At 62.8% G+C, this 17,392-nt stretch carries 16 protein-coding genes, 1 tRNA gene and 1 pseudogene; 9 read left to right on the top strand and 9 right to left on the bottom strand.

Features of this window, described 5'->3' with window-relative positions; genetic code table 11:
* Positions 1–26: 26 nt before the first annotated feature.
* The 5 genes and pseudogenes from folD to DXY33_RS10835 all read left to right on the top strand — a co-directional run bounded on the left by folD (position 27) and on the right by DXY33_RS10835 (position 4,482).
* Positions 27–908 (top strand): bifunctional methylenetetrahydrofolate dehydrogenase/methenyltetrahydrofolate cyclohydrolase FolD, encoded by an 882-nt coding sequence (folD, locus tag DXY33_RS10855; RefSeq protein WP_115132945.1) that lies wholly within the window; start codon positions 27–29, stop codon positions 906–908.
* A gap of 8 nt (positions 909–916) precedes the next feature.
* A pseudogene (locus tag DXY33_RS10850) lies at positions 917–1,594 on the top strand (TIGR02466 family protein).
* Between the two features lie 40 nt (positions 1,595–1,634).
* On the top strand, positions 1,635–2,525 hold the full coding sequence (gene crtE / locus DXY33_RS10845; RefSeq protein ID WP_115132893.1) for a geranylgeranyl diphosphate synthase CrtE: 891 nt from the start codon (positions 1,635–1,637) through the stop codon (positions 2,523–2,525).
* Complete coding sequence (locus DXY33_RS10840; RefSeq protein ID WP_115132892.1) at positions 2,522–3,034, top strand: divergent PAP2 family protein; 513 nt, start codon at positions 2,522–2,524, stop codon at positions 3,032–3,034. The genes crtE and DXY33_RS10840 overlap by 4 nt, the downstream gene beginning before the upstream one ends.
* A complete protein-coding gene (locus DXY33_RS10835) occupies positions 3,031–4,482 on the top strand; it encodes an ATP-dependent RecD-like DNA helicase (protein WP_115132891.1) in 1,452 nt (483 codons plus the stop codon). The genes DXY33_RS10840 and DXY33_RS10835 overlap by 4 nt, the downstream gene beginning before the upstream one ends.
* A gap of 139 nt (positions 4,483–4,621) precedes the next feature.
* Here DXY33_RS10835 and DXY33_RS10830 read toward each other — a convergent pair whose 3' ends face one another.
* The 6 genes from DXY33_RS10830 to DXY33_RS10805 form a co-directional block, all read right to left on the bottom strand.
* On the bottom strand, positions 4,622–4,996 hold the full coding sequence (locus DXY33_RS10830) for a hypothetical protein (RefSeq protein ID WP_115132890.1): 375 nt from the start codon (positions 4,994–4,996) through the stop codon (positions 4,622–4,624).
* Between the two features lie 100 nt (positions 4,997–5,096).
* Positions 5,097–5,417: an acylphosphatase gene (locus tag DXY33_RS10825; RefSeq protein ID WP_244273035.1), complete on the bottom strand. Its 321-nt coding sequence runs from the start codon at positions 5,415–5,417 to the stop codon at positions 5,097–5,099.
* Complete coding sequence (locus DXY33_RS10820; RefSeq protein ID WP_115132889.1) at positions 5,345–6,772, bottom strand: cobyrinate a,c-diamide synthase; 1,428 nt, start codon at positions 6,770–6,772, stop codon at positions 5,345–5,347. The genes DXY33_RS10825 and DXY33_RS10820 overlap by 73 nt, the downstream gene beginning before the upstream one ends.
* Before the next feature lie 14 nt (positions 6,773–6,786).
* On the bottom strand, positions 6,787–8,073 hold the full coding sequence (locus DXY33_RS10815) for a glucose-6-phosphate dehydrogenase assembly protein OpcA (protein WP_115132888.1): 1,287 nt from the start codon (positions 8,071–8,073) through the stop codon (positions 6,787–6,789).
* A gap of 56 nt (positions 8,074–8,129) precedes the next feature.
* Positions 8,130–9,653 (bottom strand): glucose-6-phosphate dehydrogenase, encoded by a 1,524-nt coding sequence (gene zwf, locus DXY33_RS10810; protein ID WP_115132887.1) that lies wholly within the window; start codon positions 9,651–9,653, stop codon positions 8,130–8,132.
* A 168-nt stretch (positions 9,654–9,821) separates the two neighbouring features.
* A complete protein-coding gene (locus DXY33_RS10805) occupies positions 9,822–11,012 on the bottom strand; it encodes an FAD-binding oxidoreductase (RefSeq protein ID WP_115132886.1) in 1,191 nt (396 codons plus the stop codon).
* 161 nt (positions 11,013–11,173) lie between these two features.
* On the opposite strand from DXY33_RS10805, the gene DXY33_RS10800 reads away from it, so the two are divergent.
* A complete protein-coding gene (locus DXY33_RS10800) occupies positions 11,174–11,695 on the top strand; it encodes an SRPBCC family protein (protein ID WP_114988555.1) in 522 nt (173 codons plus the stop codon).
* 126 nt (positions 11,696–11,821) lie between these two features.
* Here DXY33_RS10800 and DXY33_RS10795 read toward each other — a convergent pair.
* Together DXY33_RS10795 and DXY33_RS10790 are read right to left on the bottom strand one after the other, a co-directional pair.
* A tRNA-Glu gene (locus DXY33_RS10795) sits at positions 11,822–11,894 on the bottom strand.
* 47 nt (positions 11,895–11,941) lie between these two features.
* Positions 11,942–13,093, bottom strand: a complete 1,152-nt coding sequence (locus DXY33_RS10790) for a histidine kinase (RefSeq protein ID WP_115132885.1) — start codon at positions 13,091–13,093, stop codon at positions 11,942–11,944.
* 108 nt (positions 13,094–13,201) lie between these two features.
* Here DXY33_RS10790 and DXY33_RS10785 point away from each other — a divergent pair, with 108 nt between their 5' ends.
* From DXY33_RS10785 to pepN, 3 genes are all read left to right on the top strand, one after another.
* Entirely contained in the window at positions 13,202–13,789 is a 588-nt protein-coding gene (locus tag DXY33_RS10785) for a hypothetical protein (RefSeq protein ID WP_115132884.1), read from the top strand.
* Between the two features lie 245 nt (positions 13,790–14,034).
* Positions 14,035–14,334, top strand: coding sequence for a cAMP phosphodiesterase (locus tag DXY33_RS10780; protein WP_244276032.1), 300 nt, complete (start codon positions 14,035–14,037; stop codon positions 14,332–14,334).
* 174 nt (positions 14,335–14,508) lie between these two features.
* Positions 14,509–17,112, top strand: coding sequence for an aminopeptidase N (gene pepN, locus DXY33_RS10775; RefSeq protein ID WP_115132882.1), 2,604 nt, complete (start codon positions 14,509–14,511; stop codon positions 17,110–17,112).
* Here pepN and DXY33_RS10770 read toward each other — a convergent pair.
* Positions 17,102–17,311 (bottom strand): TFIIB-type zinc finger domain-containing protein, encoded by a 210-nt coding sequence (locus tag DXY33_RS10770; RefSeq protein WP_115132881.1) that lies wholly within the window; start codon positions 17,309–17,311, stop codon positions 17,102–17,104. The genes pepN and DXY33_RS10770 overlap by 11 nt on opposite strands.
* Positions 17,312–17,392 lie beyond the last annotated feature (81 nt).

Below are 17,392 nucleotides of genomic sequence, written 5' to 3'. Positions count from 1 at the left end.
TGCTGGAGGGAGTGCATGGGAATGCCATGGCCCTGCGTTTGGACGGCAAGGTGCTGGCAAGGGATGTGGAGCATCGTCTTCAAACCCTGATCGAACGGCGTCTGGCTGAGGCGGGGCGACCGCCGGGCTTGGCGGTGCTGCGGGTTGGTGATGATCCTGCCAGCGCCGTCTACGTCGCCAACAAGGAAAAAGCCTGTGCTCGGATCGGGGTGGCCAGCTTTGGTGATCACCTCCCCGGCGACACGCCTCCAGCGCAGGTGCTTCAGACGATTGAACGGCTGAATGCCAACCCTGCAGTAGACGGGATCCTCCTGCAGCTGCCTCTTCCTTCTGGCCTCGATGAGGGGCCACTGCTGATGGCCATTGATCCTGAAAAGGATGCCGATGGTCTGCACACCCTCAATCTCGGACGGCTGCTCAAGGGGGAGCCGGGCCCGCGCAGCTGCACCCCCGCTGGGGTGATGGTGATGCTGCGCAGCAATGGCATCGATCCTGCGGGCAAGCGCGCCGTGGTGATCGGCCGCAGCATTCTCGTGGGGCAGCCGATGGCCTTGATGCTGCAGGCCGCCAACGCCACCGTCACCATCGCCCACTCCCGCACGGCCGATCTGGCGGCCCACACCCGCGAAGCCGACATCCTCGTGGTGGCAGCAGGCCGTCCTGAGTTCATCGGGGCCGAGCACGTGCGGCCGGGGGCTGCGGTGGTGGATGTGGGCATTCACCGCAAGCCGGAAGGCGGATTGTGTGGGGATGTTCGTGCGGCTGAAGTCGAGTCGATCGCTGCTGCGCTCTCGCCCGTCCCCGGCGGTGTGGGACCGATGACGGTGACGATGCTTCTGGTGAACACCGTTGTGGCTTGGTGCAGACGCCACAACCTTGACCATGATTTGGACGATCTCGTGCCCTGATCGGTTCCATGGCGCTGCACTGGCTGTTCCCCACCCCCGTTCTGCAGGTGGACTTTGAGCCGGATGCCGCCACAGCCGCAGCCATGCAGCAGCAGCTGGAGCAGTTCGATGCCCAGGTGTATCAGCACCCTGAGTTCAGCGATCGCAACAACCTCACCGGAGATCTGCTGGGCCATGCCGGCCTGGATCAGTTGCATCGCATGGATGCGTTCCAGTGGCTGAACGGGCAGTTGGCTGAGCACGTTTCGGCCTATCTCCGTGCGCTGTTGGGCCCGGAGCACGGTCTTGTGGCCCACATCCAGAAGGCCTGGCCTGTGGTGTGAGCGAGGAATGGCGGAACGGTGGATCTGCACAGCCACCGCAACAGCCAGTTGAGCGCGGTGTTCTACGTGTTGACGGATCCTGCGAACGAGAGCGGGGAGCTGGAATTTGAGGCACCCGACGATTACTTCAGCCATGTGATGGCGATTCCCTACCGCGATGCGGCGGTTTCCGGTGGGGTGTTCGCGCCGTTTCTCCACCGTGTTCTGCTGTTCCCTTCGGACCTGCGCCATCGGGTGCTCCCCTATAGGGGAAGCAGCCCCCGCTATTCGGTGTCCTACGACCTGGCCATCACCACGGCGCCGGGCAAGGGACGCGAGATGCGAACACCCCATCCGATGGATTGGGTTCCCCTCGGCAGCTAAGGGCTCGGCCTGAGAGAATCCCGCCAGCCAGGGTCCACCCATGAGCGCCGAGTTCGATTTCAAGGCCTATCTCGGCAAGGCCAAAGAGCGGGTGGAAGCGGCCCTCGATGGATCGCTCGGTCCGGAGCGGCCGGAGTCCCTCAGGGAAGCGATGCGCTATTCGCTGCTTGCCGGTGGCAAGCGCCTGCGCCCGATTCTCTGCCTTGCAGCCTGCGAGCTGGCGGGCGGGGAAGCGACGCAGGCCCTGCCCACGGCGGTGGCGCTGGAAATGATCCACACCATGTCGTTGATCCATGACGACCTGCCGGCCATGGATGACGACGACCTGCGCCGTGGTCGTCCCACCAACCACAAGGTGTACGGCGAAGCCGTGGCCATCCTTGCCGGTGATGCCCTGCTGACCCGCGCCTTTGAAATGGTGGCGCTGCGCAGTCCGGATGTGCCGGCTGAGCGTCTGCTCAAGGTGGTGGGAGAACTGTCGTTGGTGGCCGGCGCCCCTGGCCTGGTGGGCGGCCAGGTGGTGGATCTGGAAAGCGAAGGCAAGGAGGTGGATCTTGAAACCCTCGAGTACATCCACCTCCACAAAACCGGAGCGCTGTTGAGTGCCTGTGTGATCACCGGGGCGATGATCGGCGGCGCCGATGAGGCGATGATCAAGGCCCTTCGTACCTACGCCAGGGGGATCGGCCTCGCCTTTCAGATCATCGACGACATCCTCGACATCACCGCCAGCAGCGAGGTGCTCGGCAAAACCGCCGGCAAGGACCTCATCGCCGACAAGACCACCTATCCCAAGCTTCTCGGGCTCGACGAGTCCCGCCGTCGGGCCGATGCTTTGGTAAATGAAGCGAAAGAGGCGCTGCAACCCTGGGCTGAGAAGGCGATTCCCCTGCTGGCCTTGGCTGACTTCATCACCAGCCGCGACCGATGATCGACGCCACGCCCTCCCATGCGGTGCTGCGGGAGTTCTTCGACAACAGTTCGCTCACCTGGGGCTTGATGGCCTGTGGCGTTGCCCAGCTGTCGAAGTTGTTCCTTGAGTTGCTCCTGCATCGCCGTTGGCGTCCGGCGGTGCTGATCGAAACCGGCGGCATGCCGTCGAGCCACTCCGCCCTGGTCACCGGCACGGCGGCCTGTGTGGGCTGGACCCTGGGCTTTGATCACCCCCTCTTCGCCCTTGCGGCGATGGTGGCGTTCGTCGTCATGTACGACGCCAGTGGCATTCGTCGCGCCGCCGGGCTGACGGCGGAACGGGTCAATGCTCTGCCTGATTCGCTCTGGCCGGACGCTCCGGAAAACCCCCTCAAGGAAAGCCTTGGCCACAGCCGGCTGCAGGTACTGGTGGGCAGCCTGATGGGTCCAGCCATTGCTCTGCCCGGATTGGAATTTGTGGGATCACCGCTCCATCTGCTGTCGGGTCTTGGAGCTGGGCTGGGGTGACCGCTGCCGCGGACCTCACCGCTGATCAGCAGGAAGCGGCGGACGCCTTTGCGGCCTGGCTCAAGCAGCCCGTGGATGGCACGCCCTTCGTGCTCAGCGGTTTTGCCGGCAGCGGCAAAACCTTCCTTTCCATGCGCTTGCTGCGCCAGGTGGAGGACAGCGGTCTTTGCTGGACCGTCGTGGCACCAACCCATAAAGCGGTGGGCGTTCTGCGCCAGGCGTTGGAGTTGGAGGGTCTCCAACCCACCTGGTATCCCTCCACCATTCATCGCTTGCTGCGGCTGAAGCTCAAGCGCTCCGCCGACGCTGAACTCTGCAAACCCACCGAGCAGACGGCCATGGCCCTGGAGAACCTGGGCCTGGTGCTGATTGATGAAGCCTCGATGGTGGACAGCACCCTGTTGGGCATTGCCCTCCAGTGCGCCCATCCGTTCAAGACCCGTCTGGTGTTCGTCGGCGACCCCGCCCAGTTGCCCCCGGTGGGTGAGCCGAACAGCCCCGTGTTTGCGATGCAACGGTCCTGTTCCGCCAGCTTGACCCAGGTGGTGCGGCATCAAGGCCCGGTGCTGCAGTTGGCGGCGGGGCTGCGGGAGGGGCGCCTGCCTTGCCAGATGCCGCCGCTGCTGCCGCCGATTCGTTCCCCGCAGGGGCAGGTGCGCAGCCTCGTGCAACGGGAGTGGCTGGATCGGGCCCGGCGTGCATTGCGCGACGCCTCGGTGCAAGACAACCCCGATGCAGCACGCATCCTCTGCTACACCAACCGCACCTTGGATCGTCTGGTGCCCCATGCGCGCCGGGCCATCCATGGGGAGATGGCGGATCAGATGCCGGTGCTGCCCGGTGAGGTGTTGATCAGTCGCACCGCGGTGATGGCCCCGGCCTCAAGGGACGGAGAGGAGGCCGGTGAAGAACCCGACATGGTGCTCGGCTCCAATCGCGAAGTGACGGTGCGGGACGTCAAGCCGGAGGCCTGTGACCTGGCGGATTTTGGCCTCTCCTCCGCCGATGGGCCCGTGCCGGTGATCGAGACCCTCTCCGCATCGGTGAATGCGGGGGATCTGGAGCTCACCCTGCGCCTGCAGCCGCCGATTGGCAGCGCTGGGCGTCAGGAGCTTGATGCGGTGATGCAGCGGCTGCGCAAGCAGGCCCGTGATGCCGGCAAGAAAAACGGTCGCGCGATCTGGCGGCAGTACTTCCTGATTCGCGATGCCTTCGCTTCCCTGGGGCCGGCGGCGGTGCTCACGGTGCATCGCAGTCAGGGCAGCAGTTTCGGGGATGTCTTCGTGGCGCCGGATGTGTTCCGGGCCGATCCAGCCATCCGCCAGCAGCTCTGTTACGTGGCCGTGTCCCGTGCCCGCACGGGGGTTTGGTTGCTCGGCGGCGAGACGTCGCCTGATCTGCTCGCCACCTGGCAGCGCCAATTCGACACCACGCGGGATTCCGAGTGAATCCGAGGATCAGCGCTCAGAGGCGCAGGATCAGGGCCGCCAGGCCAATGCTCACCCCCAAACTCACAACGCCGAGCAGGGCTCTCCAGAAGGCTTTGTCTTCGGTGTCAAGAAAGTTGCTCAAGACATGCCTGGGGCTTTATTCGCCAGTTGTGCCATCTGGCAGCAGGTAAGGAAAGGTGCGATGGATCGGGTGGAGCAGCGACCGCAGTGTTTTGTTGTAGTGCATGCCGGGCACCACGCTGTAACGGCGCCCCAGCACCAGCGCATGGTCCAGATCGGCCTCGCAGCTGCGGATGTCGGTCTGCACAGGTCGCGCCTGTGTTGACACCGGTGCAGCGGCGGGAATCAGGGCCGAAAACTGTCCTTCCCTGAGCCGCCAGCTCTGACAGGCGTTGAGGGCTTCTGTCGCGGAATCGAACGCCTGCTTGGTGGTTTCCCGTCGCGTGCTCATGGCCTCCATGCCGAGTAGGGGCAGCGCAGTGATCAACAGGACAAATCCAAAGCGGAGCATGCGGCAGGCGCGAAGGTCCTGCTTCAGCCGTAGCGAGATGGGCGGAGCGTGGAGACCTCCTTCCCAATTTTTTCGCGTCTATGTCTCAGCGCACTTCGTCTCAGTAGCGCACTTCGAACCAGTCGTCGCCCGTGACCGGGAGCTGGCTGGGGGTCACCCGAACCACCCGGGCGCCCGGCGGCCCGACCTCACACCAGGCCCGCAGTTCAGACAAGGCCAGCGGTGGCCCCTCGGCCTGCACTTCCACACGGCCATCACTCAGGTTGCGCACCCAGCCGCTGATGCCGAGATCCAGGGCGCGCCGATTGCAGCTGGCGCGGAACCCCACCCGCTGAACGCGACCTTCGATCACCCAGCGCCAGCGTTCGGAGAAGGGTTGGACCCGCGGGGGCTGCTGGCGGCTGACGAAGCGTTTGGCGATCTTCTCTCCCCGGATTCGAGCGCGGCGCGCCATCGGGAGCAGATCGTCGTAGAGCTTGCCCAGTGCAGGTGAACCCAGCTCGCGTGAACCGTCTGATCGACCCATCCTTCCGAATGTCGATGGACTTTCCATCCCTCAATGTCCCACAGCACTGACCTGTCGGAGGACGGCCGGTTGGTGTGCAGTTCCCAGCGGTGAAATTCATGGCCCACCAGCTGCTGACCGCTCTCCACCACAGGGCTGTCCCGCCGCGCCTGCAGGCGGCGATAGCCCACCTGCAGCGGGCCGCGCTTGGCTGTGAAGGGAAGCAGGCCCGCCATGGGGTGGCTGGTGCCATCGAGGTCGGTCAGCTGCTCTCCGAGCACAAGCATCCCGCCGCATTCGGCGTAGAGAGGTCGCTGCTGCACGAACGCCCGCAGCGAGCCCAGGCTTCGCGTGCAGCCGCTGAGCTGGGCAGCGTGCTGTTCGGGGAAACCGCCCGGCAGGATCAGGCCCTTGGCGTCTGCAGGGATGGCCTCATCGGCCAGAGGGCTCCAGCGGAGCACGGGTATGCCCATGTGCTCCAGCAGTTCACTGGTTTCCTGGTAGCGGAAGTGAAAGGCGGCATCACTGGCCAAAGCCACCGGCAGGGGCTGGCCCTGCTCCATGGGGATGCTGGCCAGGGGATGCGGCCCGGGGCGGGGCGCCTGTAGCAGGGGGACCAGGCGTTCCAGGTTCAGGTGCTGGCTGGCCAGAGCGGCCCAGGCCTGGCGTCGCTGCTCGGGGGCCTCCAATTCATGGGCCGGGGCCAAGCCGAGATGCCGGCCCGGCAGGGCCAGGGCTTCGCTGCGTGGCAAGCAGCCCAGCAATGGCACCTCCATGCGCTCCAGCACGTCGGCCAGCAGCTCCCGGTGCCTGGGGCTGCTGACCTTGTTGAGCACCACGCCGGCGATGCGCAGCTGGGGATCGTGATCGCGGAATCCGCGCACGATGGCGCCGAGGGAGGCGGCCTGACCACCGGCATCCAGCACCAGCACCACCGGCAGGTCCAGCAGGCGGGCCACGTCCGCGGTGCTTCCGGTTGTACTGCTGCCGATGCCATCGAAGAGCCCCATCACCCCTTCCACGAGGGTCAGCTCAGAGGCACCGCCGTAACCGTGAAAGGCCTGGCGAACCCAGGTTTCACCGCAGAGATTGAGATCGAGGTTGCGACAGGCCTGCCCCGAGGCCTGGCTGAGCAGCTGGGCATCGAGATAGTCCGGTCCCACCTTGAAGGCCTGGATCCGGCGTCCGTTCTGCTGGGCCCAGCTCAGCAGCGCCAGGCTCAACAGGGTTTTGCCGTTGCCACTGGCTGGTGCAGCGATGACAGCGGCCATGGCTCAGATGCGGATCAGCCCAGCAGCCTGGCAGCCAGCGGAGCCGCAGCGGCCAGCAGTGGATTGGTGCTGTCGTGACCGCCGCCCAGCAGGCGGGCCACATCCATTTCAGGGGTGTCGTGCTGCACGGGAACCACTTCCTCATGCAGCTCGAGGTTGGCCATGCCTCCCCCCTCCAAACGCATGCAGCCCCCGGATTCAGCGCAGAGAATCACGCACACCCCCTGGCCGTTCTCCGGTTCAGCGATCAGCCGCAGCCCCACCATCTGGCCGGCGTGCACGTTGGGCTGAGCGACTGGCACGGCCATCAGTTGGAAGCTCACCTCGGTGCCATCGGAGCGCTTGAACTGGGCGGTGGTTCCGTTTTCGACAGCAGCGGTCGATAGCAGCGTCCAGCCCAGTCGATCGGCGATCCAGGCGGCCAGCAGCAGCCCCTGGGCAGGGTGATGGCCCTCAACGTCGATGTTGAGACGGGTGATGTGGCTGAGGGCATCACGCCGTTGCGGCGGGTCGAACACCATGGCCAGGGTCTCGCGCCAGCTGCGCAGGCGCAGCCAGTTGAGATCGTTCACCGCCTGGCCGCTCTCCACGCGGTGACGCAGCAGCTCAAGGCACTGATGTGGATCCCCCAACGCGGTGTCGATGATCAGGCGTCGTGGTGCGCTGGTGAGCCGTTGCATCAGCTCCGGTGCTTCGTCGATGCAGCCGTTCCACCAGACCCAGGCCGGCATCGATTCCGGCAGCAGGGGGTCGAGAATCGAAAGGCCCTCATGCAGGGCGCCATGGCCGCCCCGCAGCACCACCACATCGCCGCAGGCGGCGGTACCACCGCCTTCTTCAGGCAGCGGGCAGTAGGCGGCCACGAGTGTTTCCAGGGGCTGGGCCGCATCGATGGTGGGCGCCAGGGTGATCAGGCGCCGGGGCATCAGTGCACTTAGGGCCGGATCGATGTACTGCCCACGCAGGTCTTCGGCGTTGGCTTGCCCTTCCAAATCAGCCACCGCCTTCACCACAGCCCCATCCAGGGGCGGTGTGCTCAGGGGAAGGTCGGCATCCAGCACCGCCAGGCGGCCCGCAGCGATCAAGGGGGCGGATTGCTGTCCCGTGATGGGGCCTGATAAACGACCACTGCGGATCAATTGCTGCTCGGCCCAGGCGGGTTGCCAGATCAGCAGGCAGAAAGTGTTGGCCCCGGTGCCCGTGCTGCCCTGCTGCTCGGGGGACCAGAGCTGTTCGAGGTAGTGGGGCACCTCCGCCGGTGCCAGTTCGAGCGGGGTTTGCAGGGTGAGCTGAGGGGACATGGTGACGGATGAACGAGACGTGGAGAGCTGAACAACAGGGCTGTGAACGTGCGCGGTCAGGGGCGTCGCCAGAGCAGTCCGTCCTTCGCCAGCAGGGCATCCGCGGCGGCAGGTCCCCAGGTGCGGGATTCGTAGGGATGAACCGGCAGCTGCCAGGGGCTGTCTTCAATCAGTTCCAGCAGCGGGGTGTAGAGCCGCCATGCCGCTTCCACCTCATCGCTGCGGGTGAACAGGGTGGGGTCGCTGAGCATGGCGTCAGCCAGGAGCCGCACATAGCCCTCATCGGAGGGTTCCCCGAAGGATTCGTCGTAGGAGAACTCCATGTCGATCGGGCGGCTGCGCATGCCAGATCCGGGTGACTTCACCTCGAAGCGGAATTCGGCCCCCTCATCCGGTTGGATGCGCAGGATCAGCTGATTGGCGGTTGGGCCTCCGGTGGCAGCATCAAACAGATGCACCGGTGCTTCACGGAAGGTGAGCACCACCTCACTGGTGCGCTTGGCCAGCCGTTTGCCGGTGCGCACGTAGAACGGGACCCCCTGCCAGCGCCAGTTGTCGATGAACAGCTTCATCGCCACGTAGGTCTCGGTGGTGCTGTTGGGATCCACACCGGGTTCATGGCGGTATCCGGCCAGGGGCGATTCCGCCGAACCACCGGGTCCGTACTGGCCACGGATGCAGCAGTTCCAGGGTTCGAGCTCATCGGCCAGGCGGGCAGCCTGGAGAACCTTGGCTTTTTCGTTGCGGATGGCCTCCGGGTCAAAGCGCCCTGGTGGTTCCATGGCGGTGATCGCCAGCATCTGGGTCAGGTGGTTCTGCACCATGTCCCGCAGGGCACCGGCCGATTCGTAGTACCCGGCCCTTTCCTCCACGCCAACCGTTTCAGCGGCGGTGATCTGAACACTGGAGATGTAATTGCGGTTCCAGATCGGCTCGAAGATCGTGTTGGCAAACCGCAGAACCATGATGTTCTGAACGGTTTCCTTGCCCAGGTAATGGTCGATGCGAAAGATCTGGTTCTCCTGACCGCAGGCCTGCACCACACGATTGAGGGCCTGGGCACTGCCGTAGTCGCGTCCGAAGGGCTTCTCGATTACCACCCTGCTGCGTTTGGGGTCCTTCAACAGGCCCGCGTCGGCCAGTGAACGGCAGCCACTGCCATAGAACTTGGGGGAGACGGAGAGATAAAAGGTGCGGTTGCCGCGGGTGGCGCACTGTTGATCGATCTGCTCGAGCCTGGTGTGCAGGCTCAGCATCTGATCGGTGTTCTGTAGGTCGACCGGCTCGTAGAACAACTTGCCCACGAACTGCTCCCAGGCCTGAGGATCGTCCTCGATCGTGCTGGCCAGTGCCTCCGCCATCTTTCCGCGGAACTCCTCGTCACTCCATGGCCGTCGCGCACAGCCCAGCAGGGCGAACTCACTGGGCAGACGCCGTTGCTTGAACAGTTCAAACAGGGCTGGCACCAGTTTGCGGTGGGTCAGATCACCGCTGGCGCCGAAGATCACCAGACACTGCGGCGCGATCACGCGCTCCTGACGCAGTCCAACCCTGAGGGGGTTCGTCATCGTGGCAACCATGGAGTTTCCAGGCTTCTGACGCTGGTTTAGGCACGGAACTGGCAACAGACATGGACTCGCCGCTTTGTTTCCGTGTTGGCGTCAGCCTTTGTTGCCAACCCAAAAAAAAGTCCACCCCTCGGGGTGGACTGGAGACGATCGTTGGCTGATGGATCAGCGCTTGGTCGATCAATAGGTTTCCACGTGCCAGCGGTCAGCCTTCTTGAGCTGGGGACGCAGTTCGGCCCAGTCGAGCCCCTTAGCGGCCGCGGCGGCGGTCATGGCTTCGTCGATGCCCGGCTCCATGCCGCGCAGGCCGCACATGTACACATGGGTCTTGGGGTCTTCGATCATCGCGAAGATCTCTTCAGCGTGCTCCAGAACGCGGTCCTGGATGTACATCCGGCCGCCCTTGGCGTTCTGCTGTTCCCGGCTGATCGCTTTGGTGTAGCGGAAGTTGTCGGGATACTCTTTCTCGTAGTGGAGGAAGTCCTCGTCGTAGAGCAGGTTGGCGGTTTTGGGTGCGCCCATGAACAACCAGGCTTTGCCGCGGAATTTCCAGCCGTTGGCTTCCTGTTCACGGGGCTCGAACATGCGACGCAGGTAGGTGCGCATCGGAGCGATGCCGGTGCCCGTCGCGAGCATGATGATGTTGGCGTCCTCGTCATCAGGGAGAAGCATCTCCTTGCCGACCGGACCGGTGATCTTCACCTTGGTGCCGGGTTCGATGTCGCACAGGTAGGTGGAGCAGACGCCGTAGATCTGCTCACCGGCGTCGTTCTTGTATTCGAGCTGGCGAACGCATAGGGAGACGGTGTTGCCCTCCAGGTTGTCGCCGTGGCGGGTGCTGGCGATGGAGTACAGGCGCAGCTTGTGGGGCTTGCCGTTGGCGTCTTCTCCTTCGGGAATGATGCCGATGCTCTGGCCTTCGATGTACTTCAGCTGCGGGTCGCCGCCGGCCAGATCAAAGGTGATGTGCTGCACACGGCCGATCGCACCGTCCTTGAGCAGGGAGTAGTTCTCCGTGACCGTGCCCATGAACGGTGTTTTGGGCTTGTAGGTGTTGACCGGAACGTCGGCGTGGGGCTTTTTCTTCGGGGCGCTTGACGTCACGGCTTTCTTGGCGGGTTTTTTGGCGGGTTGTTTGGCAGGTGCCGGGGTGCTGGCAACAGGAGCGGTGGGACGCTCTTCGCCTGCACCATTCACAGAAACGATCTTGGCGCCAGTGGCCCCCAATCGTTTGAAAAGTGCGGAAAACTGGTTCATCGCAACGGTGTAGGTCCGCACGACGGACGGGTTGGAGCCGACCTGGGGACCACTGGCCACAACAGTGAACAGAGCCTCATTGCAGTGCTCTGACGCTGCATTGGACACCCGCATAGAAATCACCTGCCTTTGGTGGCGCGACTATAGGCGTGGCCTTTGATTTCACACAAAAAGGTTGCTGTTCGGAACAGAATCTGATGTGATCCAGGCGACCTCATTAAGATCCTCGGGTTCGGCCCCTCATCTCGGCGTCTCTTTTGGTTTTCCCCCAGACAATGTTTGGACGAGGGCTTCAAACCTCCGCAGATTCAGGGACTGCGATCGAGCAGACCATGGAGCGGCTGCCCCAGGGGACGCGGCGTCTTGCCGCTGAACTCAAATCTCCACTGCCTGTTCAGCTGCTCTGGGATGTGCTGACGGACTACGAGAATCTGTCCCGATTCATTCCCAACCTCAGCACCAGTGAGCTGATTCAGCGCCAGGGTCAGACGGTGCGCCTTCAACAAGTGGGCAGCCAGCAGCTGCTGGGTCTTCGCTTCTCGGCCCAGGTTCAGTTGGAGCTGACGGAATACCGCCAAGACGGACTGCTGCAGTTCCGCATGGTGAAAGGGGATTTTCGACGTTTTGAAGGGTCCTGGCAGATCCGTCAGCGTCCCGATGGCAGCTCACTGCTCTATGAGCTGACTGTTCAAGGCTGTCTTGGCATGCCGATCGGTCTGATCGAGGAGCGGCTGCGGGACGATCTCTCCAGCAACCTCAACGCCGTTGTGCAGGAAGCCCACCGCAGAAACAGCTGAACAAGAAGCGACTGCGCAGCAGTTTGGAAGCTTTTGATGACCCAAAGATCTTGGGCCTTAAGGCATCATTAGAAACGTGAATTGGTACTCAATTCATCACCAAAAAGAGGTTTGGTGAAGAGGTCATACCCCCAAGGGGATTCGAACCCCTGTCGCCTCCGTGAAAGGGAGGTGTCCTAGGCCTCTAGACGATGGGGGCGAGGCCGTAACCAGCGAGCTGTCTGTGCTCCTGATCACTTGTGAACACTAGGGCTTGGTCGGACCCTCCGTCAAGACAGCTTGACCCCATTCGACACCTTGTCCTTGCCAGATCGGCACCGTGAAGGTGAAGCAGGCACCTTCGCCAGGGTCCGACACCACCCAGATCTTGCCGCCGTGCACTTCAACGATGCGGCGGCAGACCGACAGCCCCACGCCGTAACCGGTGGTTTGGTCGGAGGTTTGCGGCAGCCGCACCCGATCCAGAAAAATTCGCTGCTGTTCTGTTTCCGGAATGCCCGGGCCGCTGTCACAAACGCTCACCTCCACCCGCTGGCTGGTGCGGTGCAGCATCGTGAGCGAGATGTGGCCGCCGTCGTTGGTGTACTTCAGGGCGTTTTCGAGCAGATTCAGCAGCACCTGGCGCATGCGGCGCTGATCAGCGAAAACCTTGGGCAGGTCAGCGGGAATATCGGTTTTGATTTCGACGTTGCGCCCCAACCACAATTTTTCGAGCTCGAGGATCACTTCGGCTGAAACGCTGGCCAGGTCAAGCCTTTGAGGGTTGAACAGGGTTTCCCATCGGGTGGTGCCCACCTCCAGCAAATCCTTCGACAGCGCCTCCATCTCTTCCAGGCGGCGGGTGATCACATCCTGAAAGCGATCCATGTCGATCTGGCCCAGCTTCTGGCTTTGCAGAGCCAAGGCCGCTGCCGTGAGTGGGGTGCGCAGTTCATGGGCCACCATGCGCAACAGGCGTTCCTGGGCACTAACGCGATCGATCAGCGTTTCGTTCTCCTGGCGCAGCACCAGCAGCTGATCCTCCAGCTGGAGTTCCTTCTGGGTGCGACTGCCGTCGAGTTCGGTGGGCCTGAGGCTCAGGCCAAGGCCGCTCACCACCCCATCCTGTTTCCAGCGGGGCACCCATCCTTTGAGTTGCTGAAGGATGTTGCTTCCCGCGAACACCTGCTTGGGGTTGGGCGCCAATTTGATCAGCGCTGGCGTCACCACGAGGCGATGCAGCTCAAGCAGTTCGGGTTGCTGGGCGGGATCGGCTACTTGCAGGGTGACTTCGAAGCCCAGGTCCTCCCGTTCCAGGAACTGCACCAGGGAACGGAGGTCCTGACCCGACAGGTGATGTCGAGCTGCCACCAGCAACAGCTTCAGGGTTTGCCGTGTCTTGGGAGCGTCCTTGACCACGCGGACTGCAAGACAGCAAAAACCGATGCTCACCTTATGGGTTTTTGACTGCGGCGCCAGCAGCGCTAAGACGAACAGGAACACTCCGTTGCGTCATTGACGCGGTCCATGTCGCTTTTTTCTGCGCAAAACCGTGTTCCTCTGACCGTTCCCGGCGGAGCGGCTGCTCAGCCTTCGATTCAGGTGGACAGCAACCTGCGTCGCTGGTTCAGCCGCAATCTGGGCTTGTGGCGTTCCCGACGGCAATACACCTTCAGTGACGACCAGGTTCTCCACTTGGACATGAACCTGAAAATGGAGGCGTTCGCACACCCTGAGGTGGGTGAGAGCCGCTACCGCTTCAGCTGGTGGTCTGACCAGGAGGACCAACATTCCGATGAATTCTTTGCCCGCAAGCCCTGGTTTGAACGCAGTGGCGTGATGGAAGCCACGTTGTGGGGCCATCAACTCCAGAGAAGTCGTGGTTATTTGACGGGAGACCCGGTGCGTACACGGCTGCGTCAGGTGGATGAGCACGAAACCATCCTGGAATCCCACTACCAGCAGTGGGACATCCTTGAGCACATTCGCCTTGTCGATCAGGACCGCTACCGCTACCGCGCCATCTACAGCTGGGAGAACGGTGATCTCTCGATCGTTGAGCATCACCATGAGATTCGAATGTCCGATCCCCTGCCACTGATCGAGGACGACTGATCGAAGACGATTGATCCAGGACGACTCAACGGCGCCGTTGCGCTGATGGCCCAGTTCAACAACCGCGCCTGAGCTTCGGCCAGCTTTGGCATGGGCGGTAAGTTGCGAAAAATTTGACGCTGCCGGGACCCAAGGTGATTCGTCGTTCATTCGCTGCCGCAGCTCTCGTGCTGGCTGCCCCCTTCCTGTCACCGGCAACGGCTCTGGCTCAGGCCTCCAAGGACAAGCCCACTCCTGCCACGGCCATGGAGGTCAACACCTACGGCGTGATGTCGATTGCCACCTTCTGTGAGGCGAGGGCGCAGAAGATCGATTTCAACAAGTCTCTGGCCGTGGCCCTCGCTGGTCAGTTGCATGTCATTTATGGCAAGCACGGTGGTTTGCTTCCCGGCACCAAAGATGCCTTGCCTGAGAAGCAATTTCTCAACAATGCAGGATTCATGATCGTTGGTGGTGCGCTGAAGTTCTGCCCTAAATCAGTTCCCGCTGCAGAAAAAGCACGCTTTGAAAAAGCTGCTGCTTCGTTGAAGCCTTCGAAAAAATAAGATCTTCCCAGGCTCAAACGATTGAAAACGTCTGGCCTGCTGAGGTCAGGCGTTTTTTTGTGTCTGTTCCTCTGCTCTGATGCCGTTGCTTGCTTGATGGTCGGCAGCTTGGCTGAAACGTCCCGGTTTTGAGCGTCGTCCGTCAGGATCGTTCGGTCCTCGCGTGGTTCGGCCATGACTCCAGCTGCTTCGATTCGTCTGGCGGAATACACGCCGTGGGCCTTTGAACTCCCTTCCATCGCCCTGGACGTGAACATCCAGGACGACCAAGTCGTCGTTGCCTCCAGGCTCAGCCTTGAACCGCGTCGGCCTGGAGAGCCCTTGGTGCTGTGCGGCGTTGATCTGGCGATCGAATCCCTGGTGATCGACCAGGCGCCGTTGTCGCCAGAGGAATACAGCTTTGCCGACGGACGTCTCACCATCCCCAACGTGCCGGACCAGCCGTTTGTGCTGGAAACCCGTTGCCGTCTGGATCCCTACTCCAACAGTTCGCTCGAAGGCCTGTACGCCAGTGGTGGTCTGCTGAGCACCCAGTGCGAGGCCGAGGGATTCCGGCGCATCAGCCTGCACCCTGATCGTCCGGATGTGCTGAGCCGCTGGCAGGTGCGGATTGAGGCCAGCCGCAGCAGCTGCCCTGTGCTGTTGAGCAATGGCAATCCGGTTCAGAAGGAATCCGTCGGCGCTGATCGTCATGCGGTCACGTGGGATGACCCCTTCCCCAAGCCCTCCTATTTGTTCGCCCTGGTGGCCGGAGACCTCAGGGAGATTCGTGATCACTACACAACGGCGTCGGGCCGGCAGGTCACCCTGCGCTTGCATGTGGAGGAGGGGGATGAACCCTTCACGGCCCATGCCATGGCTTCGTTGAAACGATCCATGCAATGGGATGAATCGGTTTACAACCTTGAATACGACCTGGATGAATACAACATCGTCGCCGTCCGACACTTCAACATGGGCGCGATGGAAAACAAGAGTCTGAATATTTTTAACTCAAAGCTTGTTCTGGCGGATGCGGAAACGGCCACCGATGCAGAACTTGAACGCATCGAAAGTGTGATTGCCCATGAGTACTTCCACAACTGGAGCGGAAATCGAATCACCTGCCGGGATTGGTTCCAACTGTCGCTCAAAGAAGGCCTGACGGTGTTCCGTGATCAGTGCTTTACCGCGGATCTGCATTCGGAGGCGGTGAAGCGCATTGAGGATGTGGCGATGTTGCGCAACACCCAATTCCGTGAGGATGCTGGCCCGACGGCCCACCCAGTGAAGCCAGCGGAATACCAGGCGATCGACAACTTCTACACAACAACCATCTACGAAAAAGGTGCGGAATTGATCCGCATGCTGCGCACCCTGCTGGGACCCGAGCGGTTCATGAAGGGAATGGAGGTTTACGTGCAACGCTTCGACGGCACAGCCGCCACGACGGAAGACTTCGTTCAGGCGATCGCCGATGGCGCCACCAGCCAGGGCGAGCCGCTGGGCTTTGATCTGGAACGCTTCAAGCGCTGGTACCACCAGGCAGGAACTCCGGAACTCAGCATTGATCGGCAGTGGAACCCTGAATCGGGTGAGCTCACGGTGGACTTGCACCAGACGACGCCTCCGACGCCGGGGCAGGCGGACAAACAGCCCCTGGTGCTGCCGGTTGCCATGGCCCTGGTAGGGGAGCAAGGCCGTGTTGGTGAGGAGCAGCTCCTGGTGATGGAGGCTGAGCGCGCCAGCATCACCTTGCAGGGCCAGCCTGGCGACACCCCCCCTGCCCTTTCGGTGCTGCGCCGCTTCTCGGCCCCGGTTCAGGTGCGTTTGGAGCAGCCGCTGGAGGAGTGCTTGCAGCTGTTGGCTTCGGATGATGACCCGTTCTGCCGCTGGGATGCGGCCCAGCGCCTTGCACGCCAGGTGCTGTTGGCGCGGGCTGAAAACCAGCCGAAGCCTGCCGTGGAAGCGGCGCTGATTCAGGCCCTCGATCAGCGGATCTGTGCCTACGACGGTTGTGATGGCATGGATCTGGCGGCGCTGCTGGCGCTGCCGGGCATGGCGGAACTGGAGGCGTTGCAATCCCCGGTGGATCCGCTGGCGCTGGATCAAGCCTTCCGGGCGTGGACCCATGAGATGGGCGTTCAATTGCAGTCGTCCCTGCGTCGCCTTCTGGAGCTGGCCCGGGCTAACTGGACCCTGGCTTGGCCGGCGGGTCAGGGCGGCCGGGCCCTGACCGCCTTGGCCTGGCGCTGGCTTGCCGCGGCTGGTGATGCAACGGTTCAAGCGGAGGCATTGGCTGCTGTTTCCGGCCCCTCGATGACCCTGGCACGGGGAGCCCTGCGGGCCTTGCTACCGCAGGAAAGCGCCGAGCGTGAGCAGGCGATGGCGCTGTTCTACGAGCGTTGGCAAGACAAGCCCGTGATCCTGGATGCCTGGTTCGCGATGGAGGCATCGGCCCCCAGGTCCAACGCGTTGGAGCGGGTTCAACAGCTGCTGGAGCACCCGCGCTTCGATCCCCTGGCGCCCAATTCCCTTCGCGCTGTTCTCGGTGGATTCACCGCCAATGTTCAGGCATTTCACGCCATCGATGGCAGTGGCTACCGGTTCATGGCGGAGCAGATCGCAGCGGTCGACTCCCGCAATCCGATCACCGCATCACGGATGGCCAAGGTGTTCAGTCGCTGCGGCAGTTACGGCCCCGAGCGTCAAATGGTCATGCGTCAGGCCATCGACCAGCTGGCCGCCAAGCCTTTGTCGGCGAACACCGCTGAGGTGGTGCAGTTGCTTACGACGTGATCACCACCAGCACGATCACCGCGATCAGCAGGATCACCAGCCAGCGTTTTGCGTTGCTGCGCCGCCTGCTGTGCGGTGTGGACCGTGCAGCTCGGCTACCGGCCGCAAGGCCGCAGTTCTGACAGACCAGCCGCCCGGCCATGGATCGGTCGGCACGAAACCGGCGGCTTCCGCAGTTCTGGCAGACGGTGACGGCCAAGGTCTCTCGATCAGCGCTTCACCAGCTTGCCTGGCGTGAGCCAGTGAGTCAGTGAGTCAGTGAGTCAGTCAGACAACAGCC

This window comes from Synechococcus sp. N26 (assembly GCF_900473975.1).
GTDB lineage: Bacteria > Cyanobacteriota > Cyanobacteriia > PCC-6307 > Cyanobiaceae > Parasynechococcus.
The sequence above is the reverse complement of the archived record's forward strand: the minus strand, read 5'-3'. Positions and strand labels throughout refer to the sequence as shown.